The sequence below is a fragment of the Parabacteroides sp. PF5-6 genome (assembly GCF_029504695.1).
Classification (GTDB): domain Bacteria; phylum Bacteroidota; class Bacteroidia; order Bacteroidales; family Tannerellaceae; genus QVMG01.
The window spans coordinates 323,196-341,081 of the sequence record NZ_JAQFIN010000004.1 but is presented as its reverse complement, the minus strand read 5'-3'; the positions used below and the strand labels follow the sequence as shown (position 1 = coordinate 341,081).

The following is a 17,886-nucleotide window of genomic DNA, read 5'->3' as shown; positions in this document are numbered from 1 at the left end:
TACGGATCTGACGCTGGGCATCATGACGTTAATGGCTTTATATTAACTTCCCATATTTCATTTCCGCGCGTTTGATCTATTCGGGGGTATATTTGATTCGCATTGTTGCCGGATCAGGAGCATATCGAATCGAAATTTCCATGCCGGAAACCCTAAAACAGCCTCCGAACAACGTTTTTCGTTTTTTTACTTACATCATACAGGATTTTTTCACGCTGCTGTATATCAACTATATAGCCATTTCAAATAGCAAAAAACGCAGTAAAATTCCTGTAAGTAACTTTCCGACACCTGTTGGAGAGTTCCAAGAGTGATCGGTTTAACATTGTCGGCGGTTCCGGCTGTATGATGTAAGTAAAAAAATGAAAAACGCTGTGCGGGATGATCTGTTTACCACTGTTTGTCGTTTACATTTGCTAACATTTGCTGTTTGACGACAAAAGCGACCTCCTTCACCGAAAAGGCCGGCAGGGTTTCCCAAAAGGCTGCCGGAGTTTTCCAAAAGGCCGCCGGCCTTTTCCAAAGGGCTGGCGGCCCTTACAACCCCCTTTTTCAAACTACCGGTACTTTGCGCGCAAACTACTAATATTTTGTCGCCAAACTACCGGTAGTTGGTGAGCAAACTACCGGTAGTTTCTAAAGAGAATATTTACATCGCACTTTGCCTGAAAAAATATTGCACTTTGGCCGAAAAAACATCGCGCTTTGGCCGGCAAAACATTCGTGTTCCGGTGATAAGAATTTTATGAAAGAAAAAGACCGGCTTTCCGGCCGGTCTTTCTCTTTCATACATCGATATGTTACAGGGCTTATTTTACATTATATCCCGAGACGACTACCTTGGGGGCATTGCCGCGGGTGTCTTCGTCTTTCCAGTGGAAAGAGATTTCTTTCTTTTCGCCTGGAAGCAGGGCGAAGTAATTATCGGAATAGAACATCGGCAGGAACTGTTGATTGTCCTTCTCTCCGACGACATTCACACGGATCATCAAGGCCGGGGTCGAGGTTGTATTCTCGATCACGACTGTGCCGTTCCAGACTCTGTCGGCACCTTTGTTGGTGGAGGTTGCAGTCTGCAAGGCCACCTTCGGAAGGTTACGCAGCTCCTGGTAGTTAATGTCTTCCAGGCTTCTATGGTAGAAGTTGTCGGAGATGATCTGCCCGTTTTCTGTTAACGTCATTTTGAGGAAATGCACTTTCGACAGGTTGGACGGGAATTCCAGGCGGATACATTTATTCGTCGTATCTTCCTCGCTATCGATCGTTATTTCTTTTTCCCAGGCTACGGAGGCATCCATATTCAAAACTTGCACCTTTGCTACCAGTCCTTTGTGAGAGCCGGCGTTGTAGTTCACCACTTCGACCTCGTCGGTTGCCGGGTTCCATTGGATATGCAAGGGCTCGGAAGCTTTCTTGATCGCGAAGTAGGCGGCCGTCGGTTCGAAGTAATAATCGTAGGTCTGCCACACCATAGAAGGCCAGCAGGAGTGGCTCATCCACATAAGCAGGCCTTTACGGTTCAGGCTGCGCGACTCGAACAGGCTGCGGTGGCCGTCGTAGTTCACCCACTGTGCCAGTTCCGAAAACTCCTTGGCACTTTGCGGTTCGCCGTATCCCCGGGCGATGATCTCATTGAAAGAGGTCGCTCCCTGCGCGCCTTCGCGGGTATAGTCGTGCATCCCCCACTGGTCGCCCTGCGGCCAGATTCCTTCCGGCGAGAAGGTGCGCAGCATACTTTCGTAAGTCAGTACGTTCGGCATACCGCGTTCGCTATGGAATTTATCATTGCCCGTTTTCAGGGTGAAATATTCCTTAGCCGGCAACATACGATAGGGACCGTGGCCGCTTACGACCTCATCGGCCGAGCTCGAGATATAATGCATATCCGGATGATCTTCGCGGATGATCCGACGCAGCGCCTGGTCGATCTGTTCGGGCGGGAAACCTTCATTCCGTCCGCAATAGAGGCCAATAGAGGCATGGCTACGGATCCGTTTAACATAATCTTCCGCGTTGGCGATAAACATCTCCGGGTAATAGGGATCGGGTCCGTCGGCCGGATTGGCCAGCCAGAAGTCTTGCCAGATCACGATACCGTGACGGTCGCAGGCCTCATACAGTTCTTCGTCGCCGATCATACCGACCCAATTGCGCATGATCGTAAAGTTCATATCCGCGTGATAGGCAACCGCGATATCGTATTCGCGGGCACGATAGTTCAGGTTGGATTCGCTGAAGCCCCAGTTTCCTCCCCGGCCGATAAAGCGGCGACCGTTGATAAAGAGGCTCAGGATCTGATTATCTTCGTTGAAAGTCATCTGACGGATACCGACTTTGAAGTCCTTCCTATCCGACACCTTTTCGTCTACCTTAAAGGCGAAATGCGCATCGTAAAGATTCGGCTCGCCATAGCCCTTAGGCCACCACAGGCGAGGGTTCTGCACTTCGAACGGATCGAGTACAATTTCTTTTTCTTCTCCGGCAGCCAATTCTACCGATTGCTGTATCAGACGGTCACAGACACTGAATTCCAGCATACCCTTTACCGCATGACTATCATGATTCTTCACAATCACTTCCGCCGTCAGGACAGCAGAGTTCGTATCGGGCAACGGCAAGACGGAAGTGACCAACGGATCGGCCACGGTGACCTTTCCGGAAGTGGTCAGAAACACATCGTTCCAGATCCCGATATTACGTCCGCGCATCGTCGGGATCCAGTCCCAACCGATCGTAGCATGGAATGTCGGGTTGTCCGCTCCGAGGATACCGCCGTTGAAATCCGTGCTCTGCACGTTTTTCTCTTTGATCGCACCGATATGTTCGTTTTTGATGATCTCTACGGCAATCACATTTTTGCCCGCAACGATCGCATCCGTCACATCGAACTTTCCACGCATAAAGGCGCCTTCGATGCGGCCGGTCTTTTTGCCATTCACATAGACATTCGCTTTCCAGTTGATGCCATCGAAATTGAGGAACAAACGTTCCTGCTTGAAGTCGGCCGGCACCTCGAACGCATTGCGATACCAGAAGTCGGAATTAAAGAACGACTCGGAGATCTGCAACTGGTTATCCGCATAATTGGGATCGCCAACGGCTCCGATATTTTTATAACTGCTCAATACCGTTCCCGGAACCGTAGCGACGATCCAGCTTTCCGGTTTAAAGTCCGGAGTCGATATCTTTTCGCCTGCAGCAGTCACTTCGGAAGCCCGTTGAAGCTTCCAGTTTCCGCCGGCCAGGTTGATCTTCCCATTCGAAACGGCAGGTGCAGCAACAGGCTGGGCCACCAGGCCGCCTTTACCCATCACTTCCATTTCGCTCAGGATATAGCGTTTTCCATCTATCGATTCTTGCATCCGAATGCGCACATAACGCGCGTTCTTCTTTCCGTTCAGGGAAATCTCGTCGATCAAACTTTCTCCTCCGGGCAATCCGGCGACGTCCGTCCACCGAACCGCATCATCCGAAAGCTGCACATTTCCTTTGACCGCCTTATTGATCCAGTGCAGAATGACCTTGTCCAATTCGGAACGGCTGCCCAGATCCACATACAGCCATTCTTCACCTGCCGTCGCACTCATCCACGAACTATGGAAAAACTGAGACGGTTTCATCTCCACCAAATGGCCTTTATCATAAAAATCGACAGCCATAAACACCCAACTGTGAGCGCCCGGCATCTTCAATAGAACCCGATAGTCGGAATAGGTGCCCGCTTTATCAAACGTAACAACCTCATTCAGTTTGCGGACCGGAAGAGAGATCTGCTCGGTCTGCTTGTTCGGGTCGGTCACCGGCATACGGTAACGCAAGGCTTCGCCCGGCAAGCCTTTGCCGGCCAACTTGCCGACTTCCGTCCAGTTCTGTCCGTCATTGGAACCCTGGCAAATGATCTCGAACCCTTCTTTAGCCAACTGATCGTCGTAGATCAGGTTACCGGTCAAGACCACCTTATCCACCGATTTACTGTAATTCTTCAGGGCCAACCGGAACCAGGTATCTGCCCCTTCCAGGGTATTCCGCGAATACGGGCCTTCATCGAGCATCCATTCGCGTTCACGCCGGGGAAGTTCACCGGCCGAAGTCGACAAGATCAGGTACTGCGGTTGCTGATCGGTCACCATGCCATCGGTTGTTAATTGGGCCGTCAGGTTATAGTCGTGATTAGACGAACTGAAGGCCGACCGCAAAAGGGCGATATTCCGGTAGGCAGACTGATCCGGCACCAATTCCGGCGAGAAATCTTCTTTCGGATTACCGGGATACTGCCCAATCCCCCGTGTATAATAGTCCGATCGCTCGAACGATTCGTTTGTCACACCAGCCCCACCACATCCCCAAAGGAATAACGAAGCAACAGTCACCCCCAAAAACCGGAAAGCGCAGGACATTTTTTGCTGTTTACACATCTTCATACGATAAAAGTCTATTTGATTTGTATTCTAATTGATTCGCACCCAAAGTTCGACAAATGTACATCAACTCTGCTTCAAACCTATAAAGTTTATCGTTTTTTTTATTCCAACTTATTCCTTAAACTCGATGATATCTTTTTCGACAAACCGTTCGAACGAATACGTCTCACCGGCCAGAGACAAAATTCGTTTGACAATCGCTTCCCGACTTGGCGCGTTGAAATAGAGGCGATTATCATCCATACAGCTAACCTCTTCCGAGCGATAAAGTCCTTTGGGCCATAACGCACCTTCATAGATACCGACCATTGGGTATTTAGGGTGGCCTATAAAATGGCTCCAGACCACTGTTCGCGCATCATTCCGATAATCCACATTCAACTGTTTTCCACTGGCATGGGCTATATCGAGTTCAGCATATGCGGATTGTGGAAATTTCTCATCGCCAGGAGCAAAATACTCATCAGCCAGGAAAGCAAAAGCATGCCCCATCTCATGTACTACAGTGTTAATATATGTGGCATCATAAGTGACCGCAGCAAAACCTCCATTTCGCCATAAGCCTCCGGATGAACCTCCGAATGCATTCGTATTGGCCACCATAAGTATGGCTCCGTTATCGCCGGTTATTCCTGTTTTCTCCGCATATTCATAACACAACTCCTGGTTACAGTTCATTCCAGCTGAATTCCCAAAATTAACTACCGTGCCGAAAACCGTATTCACTCTTTTCTCCGGAGAAGATATTCCTTCTTCTTTCGAGACTGCATTGACAAAGTATATGGTAAAATATTCACGGTACGATTTGAAGGGCTCCACATTCAATAATTCATCCGCAGCTCTCGCAAGTATAGAATAATATTTTCCGCCTTCACCCATATCCTTCGCCACAAAACCATCCCCCATAAAGACCAAGGTGGCTGCCCGCGGTTTCGATGATTTTACATAAGTATATACAATCCCATCCAAAGGATGTTTTTCCTCTTCCGGAATATAAAGCCCATATCCTTTCTGCTGCGGATAGATATTTGTAGATGGCGACCAACCGGTAAACCACAGATAATCTTGTACTTGTTGTGGTATTTCTCCCGCCATCCTATTGTTATTTAAAGCTAATTGCCTCAATCCGGGTATCTGGGTGATCTCCACCGGTATATTTCCTTCCAGGTTATTATTGGAAAGCATCAGGCTCCAAAGATTCGTCAATTTACCCAATTCGACAGGAAGAGTGCCCGAAAGCTTATTATGATCTAAGATAAGTACTTCTAAATGGAACAGATTGCCGATTTCGCCAGGAATGCTACCCGACAGATTGGAGGTGGCATAAAGCCTGAGATCTACTAAAGCCGTCAGATTCCCTATTTCTTTGGGGATAGAACCTGTTAACTGGTTGTGTGAAAGCAACAAGGATCTTAGTTTTTTCAGATCACCGATCTCTTTCGGGATAGCCCCTTGCAACCCATTACCCGTTAAATCGATAGCGACCACTCTTTCCAATTCCGTGGTGATCCCATACCATTCGCCCACAGGCTTATCGCTTCCCCAGTTTGTTTTGTTCTTCCATCCGCTACCTTTCAGCGAGTTGTACAGGGCCATCAATGCAGCCCTCTCGTCTTCCGTCACCACTTCGGGTGCTTTTTCTTTTGCTTCCTGTTTGACGGTGATCGTCTCAGCAAGTTCGGGGTTTGCGACATGGTAAAACTTGATATGCCCGGTTCGTTCTTCCTCTATGGGATTCTCCTGAATAGAGAATCGCAGCGTATGCGTAACCATGCTTTTTGTCTCCTGCCTCTTGATCCAATCCGCATCTATCTCAATTCCAAATTCAATATTTGATTTCACAACCAGTTCCAACATGCCTCCTTTGGCTCCGACCTCTCTGATTTCCGGAGAGAGTATAATGGCGTCTTTTCCTTTTTGACTGATCGCTACGCTCTGTTTGATATTTCCGGATAAGATGGTGAAGGCGGCTTCGCGCTCTTCCGGCTCTTTGTTTTCGGTCAAAGAGAGGGATAAGGTTGATTTTCCGGCATCCCCTTTCTGCGGACTAATGGTCAGCCACGATGCTCCTCCGGAAACCGTCCATTCCTGATTGCTTGTAAAAGAAACCGACCCCTCCTTGTCATCAGCGAAGTAGCTGTAAACATTACTGTCGTCGAGCGTAATTTTGGGTTCAACCGGCACGGTTACTTCTCCCGGCGAATCACTTCCGCAACCGGAGAAAAAGATGATCAAAAAAAGAGAAACGAGAAAAAAATAGAGCTTATTCATACAATAGTTATTTAGGTTTACTATTTCATGGCCCATATCCTTACAATACTCAACACACTTGAATCCTCGACCGCATGGGAGGCTTCGGAAATATCGTGTTCCAACTCGATCTTACAGAGGGATAGGCCATTTCATTTGTCACACCACAAATATACAAAAATCTATCTTCCTGACAACAAAGGGTTCGGGATACGAAAAAAGGTTTTTCCATATTCTTCGTGACCGAAAAGGTACTGTATTTGAATCCACTACAGGGAGTAGTTATTTGTTGATAATTATCAACAAACAAATACTCCCGCCACAATGCAGCGATTTTTGGTTAAGGCAAAAGGAAAGCATTCAGATTGGCAATGGCGCTCAACGTATCTCGTCGTTCCCATAGATGAAGTTTGTTTCAAAAAAAGAAAAACATTACTTTTACAAAAAAGTAGAAACAAATGGCAAAGTCAAAAAACAAATCAGCAAAACAGGTGAGCTTACTATCTCCTGAAAAATATATTCAAACAAAAGCTCGAGACCTTCCGATCAAAGAATGCTGGGTGACAAAGAATTACAAAGAGAAAGGGGCTGCCCACCTGCTTGTGGCACGGCAACATGCTTCGGGTAACGTGACATTCGGCTCTTATCTGGTTGATATTTCTTGTCTGGGCGTGAGAGATGCGATGTACAGATACAATATCTCTGCCTATGACTATGAAAAGAGAATAGAATACCTCAACTCCACCGATGAAGTGGAACAAATCTCCTACGAAAAAGCGCATAATTTGATATACGGGGCCATCGAATATGCCGAAGACTTAGGGATCGCACCACATAAGAATTTTAGAATCGCGCAATATATCCTGGAAGAAGATACCGATGAGATTCCTCTGATTGAAATGGAGTTCGGGCTGAATGGGATGCCCCATCTGGCGGTGAGTAGCCAGTCCGAGGCGAATCGGTATATCCCGCTTTTGGAAAAACATACGGGAGGCAAATACAGTGTATATATCTGGGAGGAAGAGGAGGACTTTGAGGATCAGGAGGAAGAGGAGGACGATGAAGATTTTGGAGAGGCATTAAACGCTGCACTCGGATATACGGATAATATCGCAAAGGATTCGTATACTTATCAACGTCCGGAGTATCCGACCGTATTGAAGCTTAACCATCCGGAGTTGGAAGCGCTATACCAGACAGAAGACTGGTGCCCGCTGGATAAAGAAACAATTGTCCGGCTTTTGCAATTACCCAAAGAATCTTTGATCGATGACCTTATCCATATCATATATGTTGAATTAGGCAGAACCACTGGCGTCGATATTGACGATTTATTTGAAAAAGAGTATTGCAGCCCGTTAAGACATGCCTTGTTATTGTTAGGAGAGCTAAAGGCTGAACGTAGTCTACCGGCAGTATTGGAAGTGGCAAGGCAGGATATAGATTGTTTTATATACCACTTTGAAGAGGCAGTAGAAGAGATTCTCTCATTGATGCTCTATCGTATCGGACGCAATCAATTACCTGCACTTATGGATTATTCCAAAGAAGCAGGCTTGTCGCCTGCGGTGCCTACCTGTGCCGCAGTAGCCGTATCCTATATCGCTATACATGAAAAAGAAAGAAAAGAAGAAGTGATCGGGTGGTTCCGCGAGCTACTGGCATCCTACAGTAAAGAGAACGAGAACCCTGTTCCATTAGACGTGCTCACTTTTATCCGTATTATTTCCTGTATCCTTGATACCCAATTAAAAGAGTTAGTTCCCGATTTAGAGGTACATATGCAAACAGAACAGATGAAACATTTCTTCGCCAAAGAAAATTTCATTGAACAATTACTAACCGGAGAAGGAAATCCCATGTATGATTACTCCTTATACAACATTCATGAGCTGTATGAAAAATATTTCTAATCGCTTCGCAGAATCTCAATAGTTTGTTTTATGTAAATCTTTTCCTACATTTGACTCTGAGATACAAGACTTGTAGAGGAAAGGACAAAAAACAATGGATAACGAACATGGCGAGGTAAGAACCTTTTCATCCCTGTTTGAACGGTTCAGGAAACCCTATATACGCTTTATTTATTCGTATGTCAAAGATATGGATGAAGCGGAAGATATCTATATGGACACCATGATGCGCTTCTGGGAAAACCGCAAGGAACTGCCGGGAAATACACATATCCCTTCCTATCTGCTTGCCGCTGTTAAGAACCGGGCATTGAATGCCCTGCGCCAACAAAGCGTGCGAAACGATGCCGGGCAATTCATCTCCGAACATCAGTCGCGCGAACTGAATTTCCGCATATCCACGCTTGAAGCCTGCGAACCCAGCGAACTGTTCACCGATGAAATCCGCCGCATCATCGACTATACGCTCCGGGACCTACCCGAACATACCCGGATGATCTTTTACATGAGTCGCTATGAAAACAAAACCAACAAAGAGATTGCGCAAGAATTGAATATCAACATCAAAACAGTCGAGTACCACATCACCAAAACCCTGAAGGTCTTGCGCGCCAACCTCAAAGACTATCTGCCTTTTCTGCTTTTGGGCTTTCCGATGGCGTAGTACCGTCAGTTTGAAAAAAGGGGTATGGGAGGTTTCAAACATTGTGAGATGTGAAGGTTTTTAGCCGCGGACCACAGGGATTTATGTATTTTGTTTGTGTCCTGTAAGGACAGTGAGCGCTGAAAGCGCGTTAGAGCCCAGCCCAGGGTCAGCAGGCCGTTCGGTCTGCGCAACCCTGGGTCGGGAACACACCCACACACAACGGAGCGCTGAAAGCGCGAAAGCAAATCTTTCGCGCTTTCAGCGCTCCGTTTTTATATGTATCCTTAACCCAGGGTGGCGAACCTCTTCAAGGTTCTGACCCCGGGCTGGTGTCTAACGCGCTTTCAGCGCTCATTGTCCTTTCAGGACGATCGTACACAAATCCTGACTCATAGTTCATCATTTAATCAGTTAAATCAGAGTTCAGAAATTCCCTTCGATGCGAATGGACTTCGTCGACTCCTAATCCATTGAAAATAAGACATTAATATCCCCTTCCCAAACTACCGGTAGTTTGCGCACAAAATACCGGTAGTTTGTCGACAAAATATTAGTAGTTTGCGCGCAAAGTACCGGTAGTTTACCACATAAAAGTTTTTACCCCCGTCTTCACCTTTCACCCGGCCGCCAGATCCCTGTATTGATCAGCGTTTCGGGTGAAAGATAAAATATACCTTAAAAAAACGACAGCTTCCCGAAAAAGGCCGGCGGCCTTTTGCAAAACCCTGCCGGCCTTTGGGAAAACTCTGCCGGCCTTTTCAGTGAAAGAGGCTATTTTTTGTAGTCGAAGCCGGATGTCAACAAATGTAAACGACAAATAATGGTAAACCTATCATTCCGCACATAGTTTTTCATTTTTTTACTACCATCATACAGCCTGGACAGGCAACAATGTTAAACCGATCACTGCCGGGGCTCGCCAACAGGTATCAGAAAGTTACTTACAGGAATTTTACTGCTCTTCACGCTATTTGGAATAGCTATATGATTGATATACAGCGGTGTGAAAAAATCCTGTATGATGTAAGTAAAAAAACGAAAAACTCTGTTCGGAGGGTATTTTTGGGGTTTCCGTTCTCCAATAACTCGCTTCGGATCTGCAAATATTGTGAAACTTGAAGATTCCATTGTCTGAATCAGGATTATCAGGATTGAATATATTTACAAGATTAGAGGCGAGCGAAGCGAGTGTCACAGGCTTTAATCCTGCCCATTTATTCAATCCTGATAATCCTGATTCAGACAATTGATCTTCACATTTTCTTCGATTTCCCCCTTGTGCCTACCCACTTTCAACAGCTAAAAAGTCCAATCTTCTTCAATGTTCTGTTGAATTATTTTGTGTGGCTTACCCACTCAATAAGTCAGCCCAAACTGCCACAAGGGGATTACATTCAAATGGCCATTCTCAATATCATCTTTCACCACATAGCCGTATTCAATTTCTTTAATCTGTTTTTGCCCCTTGTTCTTTCCTCCGACTTCAAAGGTTTTATCTTCAATTAAAAAATCGGCGACCGAAGAGGATACTATATCGTATTTCACCCGCATCTGGTTTAAGAAGTATGTCTCGCGGATATTCCCCTTGTTAGCTGTTTCTTCCGCCAGGTTGTACATCAGGTTCGTATTATCCAGGTATATCTTATCCACCTTGCCCAATCCCCGGATTCCTCCTGTCTGATCTCTCAACTGGGCGATCATTCCGGCTTCCTCAATATACAGGCAATAGTCTGAAATATTATTACGACTCACGGATAAGATTTCGGCAATCTTACTCAGGTTCGGTTTGAATGGTGCGCTTTTGGAAATGATGGCCAGCAACTGCTTCAGCTTTCGCCCGGTCGCCACATTCATATTGGCATAAACCGGAATATCACTTTCTAAAGTCTGATTGATAATTTGTCGCAAACGCAAATCAAAATCTTCTTCCAAAGCAAACGGATAATACCCTGTTTTCAGATAATCTGCGAAAAGAGGCAGCGGGTGCGGCACGGGCAATTCGACTTTGTGTTGCAGAATCTCTTCCAAAGTGTAGGTTTTCGCCGGAATATGGTGGAATAATTGTAAATATTCCCTGAAAGACAAGCCTTGCATATTGTAGACAACAGCCCTGCGGCTTAAGTCGGAAGCACCCTTTTTTATATCTAAAACCGAGGAGCCTGTAAATACGATAGTTAAATCTTTGTGATAGTCATAAATCAATTTCAACTCTTTTGCCCAATCTTTATATTTGTGTATCTCATCTATAAACAGGTATTTACCGCCCTGCTTAACAAAAGTATCGGCCAAATGAAGAATCCGGTTATCTACAAAATAAAAATCTTCCGCTGTGACATACAGTGTTTCCGCCGGATTCAAATGTTGTTTGATATATTGCAACACCAAAGTGGTTTTACCCACACCCCGAGGTCCGACAAGTCCTATCATCCTGTTTCTCCAGTTTATCTCATCATAGATATACCGGAAAAACAAGGTCTCTGTTTCTCTTATCAACCGATTTGAATATTCAAATAACTTATCCATACGTTTCTGTTTTTCTACAAAGATAAAGACTTTTGCACTCCGACAGTGCATTTTCTTCAATATTTTGCACTGTGAGAGTGCAAAAAGAGGGAATCCCAAAAAAAATAGCTTCACACTTTAGGGTATTTCCGCTCTGGCGTGTTATTAGAGTATGGACAAAGAATTCTTATATAAATACTTCGCAGGAGAAGCCTCGGAAGAGGAAGAAAAGCAGATTATGGATTGGGCGGAAGCTTCGGCGGACAACTACCGGTTGTATCTCAAAGAACGCCGATGGTGGGATGCCCTGTTGATTCATTCCGATCTGGGGGATAAAAAAACGCTTATCCGATCCAAAAGAAAGGTCAACCTGTGGATGTTCTCTACCGTTGCCGCTTCCATTGCTTTGCTTTTTGCATTATCCCTATGGTTTACGCCCGAGGAGCAACCCGAGGAAAAATGGCAATCCATATGGGTCCCTCCCGGACAACGGGCACAGGTCACCCTGGACGATGGCACTTCGGTATGGCTTAACTCGCGCTCTACACTGGCCTTCCCGGCTTCTTTCACTTCCGAAAAGCGAATTGTCAAGCTCAACGGAGAAGGTTACTTCGATGTAGCGAAAGACGCCGCACATCCTTTTATTGTGCAGACCGACAGATACAACGTAGAAGTATTGGGAACCAGCTTTAACGTCCTGGCGTATGCCGACCATGAGTCGTTTGAAACGGCGCTGTTAACCGGTTCGGTCCGGATCAGTACGGCCGGCAAAAACATGCAGCCCATTGTTTTGAATCCGGATGAACAAGTCTCCGAAGTGGAAGGACGCCTGCATATCAAACCGATCGACAACCCGGATCACTTTCGCTGGACGGAAGGATTGATCTGCCTGGATGATGAACGCTTTGAAGACCTGGCCAATAAATTCTCCCTCTATTTCGATATCAAAATCATCATACAAAATCCCAAATTGCGCGATTACCGCTGTACCGGAAAATTCCGCCAGAGCGACGGCGTCGATTATGCCTTGAAAGTACTGCAGGCGGAGATGAAGTTCAGCTATACGCACGACAATGAATTAAACGAGATCACAATCAGATAATTATCAATTATTAAAAAAGTATTGCCTATGCATATATAATCCCATGAAAAGACAAAACCAGAGAGTGCTGGAACCACCCTCTGGCCGTAACTTGTCACTACCAGACAATCTAAATTATCACAGTATTAACAATAAGTCAATTACAAATTTATGAAAAAAAAATTTGGAAAGCCTGTTTTCGCGGAAGAATTCCGGCGGAAAGGCAAAATACTACGCATTATGAAAATAACCTCATTCTTATTTTTCTGCGCCATATTCACACTCTTCGCGGAAAACACGCATTCACAGAATGCCAAAGTCACCATCCACCGGGAGAATGTAGCGCTACAGGAAGTACTCAATGACATAGAAGAGCAAACGGAGTATCTCTTTCTTTACAATAAAAAGAATGTAGACGTAAACCATCCGACCACCGTTCGCGCCTCCAATCAACCGGTATCGAAAGTGCTCGACAGGGTGCTGGAAGGGACAAATGTCAATTATGAGATGGTCGGGAATCATATTGTACTTTCCGACCAGGTGAAAAATGCCCCTGAAGGTACACAACAAAACAGCCGGACAATCACCGGCATCGTAAAAGACGAGACAGGGGAACCGATTATTGGGGCGAATATCGTTGAAAAAGGGACAACAAACGGTGTAGTCACCGACTATAACGGGAACTTTACCCTTTCCGTATCACCTTCCGCCACGATACAGATTTCTTATATCGGATATATCTCACAGGATATCCGAGTAGAAAACCAGACTTCACTGAATATTATCCTGCGGGAAGACAGTCAGAGCCTCAATGAGGTGGTAGTTATTGGATACGGCACCCAGAAAAAAGCCGACCTGACCGGATCGGTTGCTAACATCAATGCGGAAAAGCTTAACACACAGAGCAATGCCAACCTGGGACTGGCCTTACAAGGGAAGATTGCCGGGGTCGATATTGTGACCCAGGGTGGTTCTCCCGGTTCGGGAGCCAAAGTGATGATCCGCGGGATCGGTACATTGAACAATTCCAATCCGCTTTACATTGTGGATGGCATGTATATGGACAATATCGATCATATCAACACCAATGATATCGCTTCTATCGATGTATTGAAAGATGCTTCCTCGGCAGCAATTTACGGTTCGCGGGCAGCAAACGGTGTAGTGATATTAACCACCAAAGAAGGCGCAAATACGGAAGGCAAACCGATTGTTGATATCTCAGTCAACATGGGGGTTCAAATGCCGAACAAATACTTGGATATGCTCAATGCGGCGGAATGGGCCAAAGTGACGACCGTTGCACGGGAAGCGATCAACATGCCTGCACTCGATATGGCGATCGATCTGGCTAACAAACCGGATAACGATTGGCAACGCATTACACTCAGTCCCGCGTTAATGCAGAATTACAACGCATCACTCAAAGGGGGAGGGAATACCTATAACTATTATGCCGGTGTAGGATATATGAACCAGGACGGTGTGGTCGACGGAACCAATTATGAGCGCTTCTCTTTCCAGTTCAAATCCAATTACAAAAAAGGTATATTTTCCGCAGGTAATAATATCGTGATGACTAGCAGCCACGACGCACCTCACCCCAGTGAATCCCGGGGTGGTATGCTGGGAAGTATTCTGCAGGCGGTTCCTACGTTGGAAAAATATGACGAAAATAATGTCGGCGGTTACGGCGGCTCGTATGGGGATGTGGTGAACCTGAACCATCCGTTGGGTGTCATGGACAAAAACCTGGCAGAACGTTATAATGAAAACCAGAAAGTCTATATCAATCTTTATCTTCAATTGGAACCGATCGAAGGATTGAAATACAAATTGAATATCACTCCGGACTTCCAATTCGGCCGCAGCATGTACTATCTGGGCCTCTATGATTGGGGATTACGGTCGAATGAAGATACATCCATCGAAGAATCCCGAGTCAGAAAGAATAATATATTGATTGAAAATCTATTAACTTTCGATCGCACATTCGGAGATCATAAAGTATCGGCTTTGGCCGGATACAGTTACCAGGACAACCGCTACCGTTACCTGGAAGCGAAAGGGAAAGGCATGCCCCTGGGGCTGAAAGAAGTGGATGCCGCCACCATTGAACGGGTGAACGGAGGGAACTCCCGGAGAAGCGTATTGACTTCGGTCCTGGCTCGTGTATTCTATTCCTACAAAAATCGTTACCTGATCACTGCAACCATCCGCCGGGACGGTTCTTCCAAATTTGCGGAAGAAAACCGGTATGGTAATTTCCCTTCGGCATCTATCGGCTGGAATATTTCGGAAGAAAACTTTATGAAATCCCTGCATTGGATGGATCAGTTAAAGGTACGTGCCGGCTACGGGGTGTTAGGGAATCAGGAAATTGATGATTATCAGTATACCTCAACCATCTCTACGGGTATTAACTATCCGGATGGAAAAGGAGGATTATTGCAAGGTGCTTTCCCGAAAGAATTCGCCAATCCGGCAATCAAGTGGGAAGAGACCACGATGACCAACCTCGGGCTTGATTTTGTGGCTTTGAATAACCGGTTAAGCCTGACTGCCGATTATTTCATTAAAAACACCAAAGATATTCTGTTGAGCGTTCCTATCCCTATTTCTTCCGGTGGAGCGAATGACCCGGTACGTAATGCGGGCGAGATACAGAACAATGGGTTTGAGTTTAATCTCGGTTGGAACGACCGTCCGAACGCAGATATCTCCTACGGCATGAATCTGATCGGTAGCTTTATTAAAAACGAAGTGACCAAAATGGGATCAGGAAGCCAGGTGATCTGGGGCGGATCGACAGTACAAAATATCAATACGAGCAAGACGCTGGCCGGTTATCCTATCGCCGGATTCTGGCTGATTCCTTATGATGGCATTTTCCGCAGTGAAGCGGAGGTTGCCGCCCACTCCAAAGACGGCGTAGCAATTCAACCCAACGCAACTGCAGGAGATGTGCGCTTTAAGGACACGAATAACGACGGACAGATCAATGATGACGACCGCGTCTACTGCGGCAGTCCGTTCCCGGATGTGACCTTCTCACTTAATGGAAATATCAGTTATAAAAACATTGACGCTTCCATCGGTTTCCAGGCTGTTATCGGGAACAAAATATACAATGCCACACGCCAAACCCTGGAAGATGTATCCAAAGGAACAAACTACTTACGGACAACCCTGGATTATTGGACTCCGGAAAATCCGAATGCTTCGTTCCCCCGATTAGTATGGGATGATCCCAACCGGAACGCACGGGCAGAATCCGATCGTTACCTTGAGAGCGGTTCTTATTTCCGCATACGGAATATTCAACTCGGATATACCTTCTCTAATACATTGTTTAAAGATATGATCGACAAAGCCCGCATCTACTTCAACGTAGAGAATCCGCTCACCCTGACCTCTTACAAAGGGTACTCACCGGATGTGAATGCGAGTGGAACTTACTCCCGCGGATTGGATTACTTTATCTATCCGACCAACAGGGTATTTATGCTAGGTCTAAATGTTACATTTTAATTCGTAGTCTTATGAAAACATATTTGAAAATCATATTCGCCTGTTCAATCTCACTCATACTTTTTTCTTGTGAAGGGCAATTGGATCAGATCAATCCCAATCAGGCAACCGAAACCACTTTCTGGCAAACAGAAGAGGATTTCAATTTAGCACTGACCTCTTGTTATGCACCTTTAAAGAGTGGCATAGAGGTTGGTTATTACGGTACGCGCGGAGTGATGCTGCGTCTTTCCCGCGCCGACGATGTGGTATTCCGCAACGATATTGCCGATGTGTATACGGTTCATCGCTTTACAAACAGTAATACCAACAGCTTGGTACAAGGGATGTTCTATCAGTTGTATAATGCGTTATACCGGACCAATTCGATCTTCCAGGAGTTGGAAAAGAAAAATTTCTCTGCCGAATTTGTAAATAAGATCCGGGGAGAAGCTTTGTTTATCCGTGGGTATTGTCTGTTTGTCTTAGGAAAGGAATTCAAGGATGTGCCTCTTCGCATGATCGCATCCCAGGATCCTTCGACATTCCCATTGGCCAAATCTCCGCAAAGCGAAGTCTATGAACAGGCCATCGCGGACTTAAAAGAAGCAGCCAACTTATTGCCGCTGACCAATCAGAACGGCAAACCAACAAAAGGTTCGGCACTGGCTTTCTTGGGGAAGGTACATCTTTATATGGAAAATTGGCAAGAGACTAAAAACGCCTTAGAGCCGTTAACCCAATCTCCTTATTCGTATAAGTTGGTCGAAGACTTTTATTGGAACTTCGATGAAGAACATGAGTACAATGAAGAAAGTATCTTTGAGATTATCATGGATAACCTCGGCGGTGACGATGTATGGGGAGATGGTGAAAATATAAACTCAACCCAATCAACCAGCCGTTCCAAAGAATACGCGGCATCTGAAGTAGGAGGTTGGTATGAAGCGACTCCCACGCAAAACATGATGGATGAGTTTTTCGCAGAGAAAGACAAAGACGGAGATTTCGACTACCGTGCCAAGGTTTCCGTTGCCTGGAATTATGAGGGCTGTATGTATTACAAGAGATCTTTTCAGGACCTTTTTATTGGAGATCGCTTGAACACCCACTGGATATTGAAATATCAGAACTGGAAAACAAGAGAAAGAGAAGTATCTCCGCCCAAATCTTTTATCAATGACAGGGCGATGCGTTACGCCGATGTGCTTCTGATGCTCGCTGAAGCGGAATTGGAGTTGAACAACTTCCCGGCGGCCGTCGGCTACCTGAACCAGATTAGGGAACGGGCGAACCTGAATGCCTATAGTGGCGGGTTGAATAAAGAAGCGATCAAAGCGGATCTGATTCACCAACGCGCGGTTGAATTCTTCGTCGAAGGCGAACGTTTCTATGATCTTCGCCGTTGGGGACTACTTGAAGAAGCGCTTCAGAAACAGGATCCGGCTCGTTTTGCAAACTTCTCGGAAAAATTTTATTATTTCCCTATTCCGGCAAAGGAATTGCAAACAAATGAGTTATGCACGCCCAGTGACGGCTGGTAAGCTTGCGTCAGAAAGTGTT

The 17,886-nt window shown here is 45.9% G+C and carries 8 protein-coding genes; 5 read left to right on the top strand and 3 right to left on the bottom strand.

Annotated elements, in window-relative coordinates; translation table 11 throughout:
• Positions 1 to 809 precede the first annotated feature (809 nt).
• Both M2133_RS07230 and M2133_RS07225 read right to left on the bottom strand, forming a co-directional pair.
• Positions 810 to 4,397, bottom strand: coding sequence for a discoidin domain-containing protein (locus M2133_RS07230; RefSeq protein ID WP_277465437.1), 3,588 nt, complete (start codon positions 4,395 to 4,397; stop codon positions 810 to 812).
• A gap of 135 nt (positions 4,398 to 4,532) precedes the next feature.
• Positions 4,533 to 6,692, bottom strand: coding sequence for a M64 family metallopeptidase (locus tag M2133_RS07225; RefSeq protein ID WP_277465356.1), 2,160 nt, complete (start codon positions 6,690 to 6,692; stop codon positions 4,533 to 4,535).
• Between the two features lie 437 nt (positions 6,693 to 7,129).
• Between M2133_RS07225 and M2133_RS07220 the strand changes: the two genes are divergently transcribed.
• Together M2133_RS07220 and M2133_RS07215 are read left to right on the top strand one after the other, a co-directional pair.
• Complete coding sequence (locus tag M2133_RS07220) at positions 7,130 to 8,584, top strand: hypothetical protein (RefSeq protein WP_277465355.1); 1,455 nt, start codon at positions 7,130 to 7,132, stop codon at positions 8,582 to 8,584.
• A 94-nt stretch (positions 8,585 to 8,678) separates the two neighbouring features.
• Positions 8,679 to 9,248, top strand: coding sequence for an RNA polymerase sigma-70 factor (locus tag M2133_RS07215; RefSeq protein ID WP_277465354.1), 570 nt, complete (start codon positions 8,679 to 8,681; stop codon positions 9,246 to 9,248).
• 1,338 nt (positions 9,249 to 10,586) lie between these two features.
• Here M2133_RS07215 and M2133_RS07210 read toward each other — a convergent pair.
• The gene (locus M2133_RS07210; protein ID WP_277465353.1) at positions 10,587 to 11,753 is read right to left on the bottom strand and encodes an AAA family ATPase; all 1,167 of its coding nucleotides are present in this window, start codon (positions 11,751 to 11,753) and stop codon (positions 10,587 to 10,589) included.
• A gap of 151 nt (positions 11,754 to 11,904) precedes the next feature.
• Between M2133_RS07210 and M2133_RS07205 the strand changes: the two genes are divergently transcribed.
• The 3 genes from M2133_RS07205 to M2133_RS07195 all read left to right on the top strand — a co-directional run bounded on the left by M2133_RS07205 (position 11,905) and on the right by M2133_RS07195 (position 17,867).
• Positions 11,905 to 12,834, top strand: coding sequence for a FecR domain-containing protein (locus tag M2133_RS07205; RefSeq protein ID WP_277465352.1), 930 nt, complete (start codon positions 11,905 to 11,907; stop codon positions 12,832 to 12,834).
• Positions 12,835 to 13,053: 219 nt separating this feature from the next.
• A complete protein-coding gene (locus M2133_RS07200) occupies positions 13,054 to 16,344 on the top strand; it encodes a TonB-dependent receptor (RefSeq protein WP_277465351.1) in 3,291 nt (1,096 codons plus the stop codon).
• A gap of 11 nt (positions 16,345 to 16,355) precedes the next feature.
• Entirely contained in the window at positions 16,356 to 17,867 is a 1,512-nt protein-coding gene (locus M2133_RS07195) for a RagB/SusD family nutrient uptake outer membrane protein (protein WP_277465350.1), read from the top strand.
• The last annotated feature ends 19 nt before the right edge of the window (positions 17,868 to 17,886 follow it).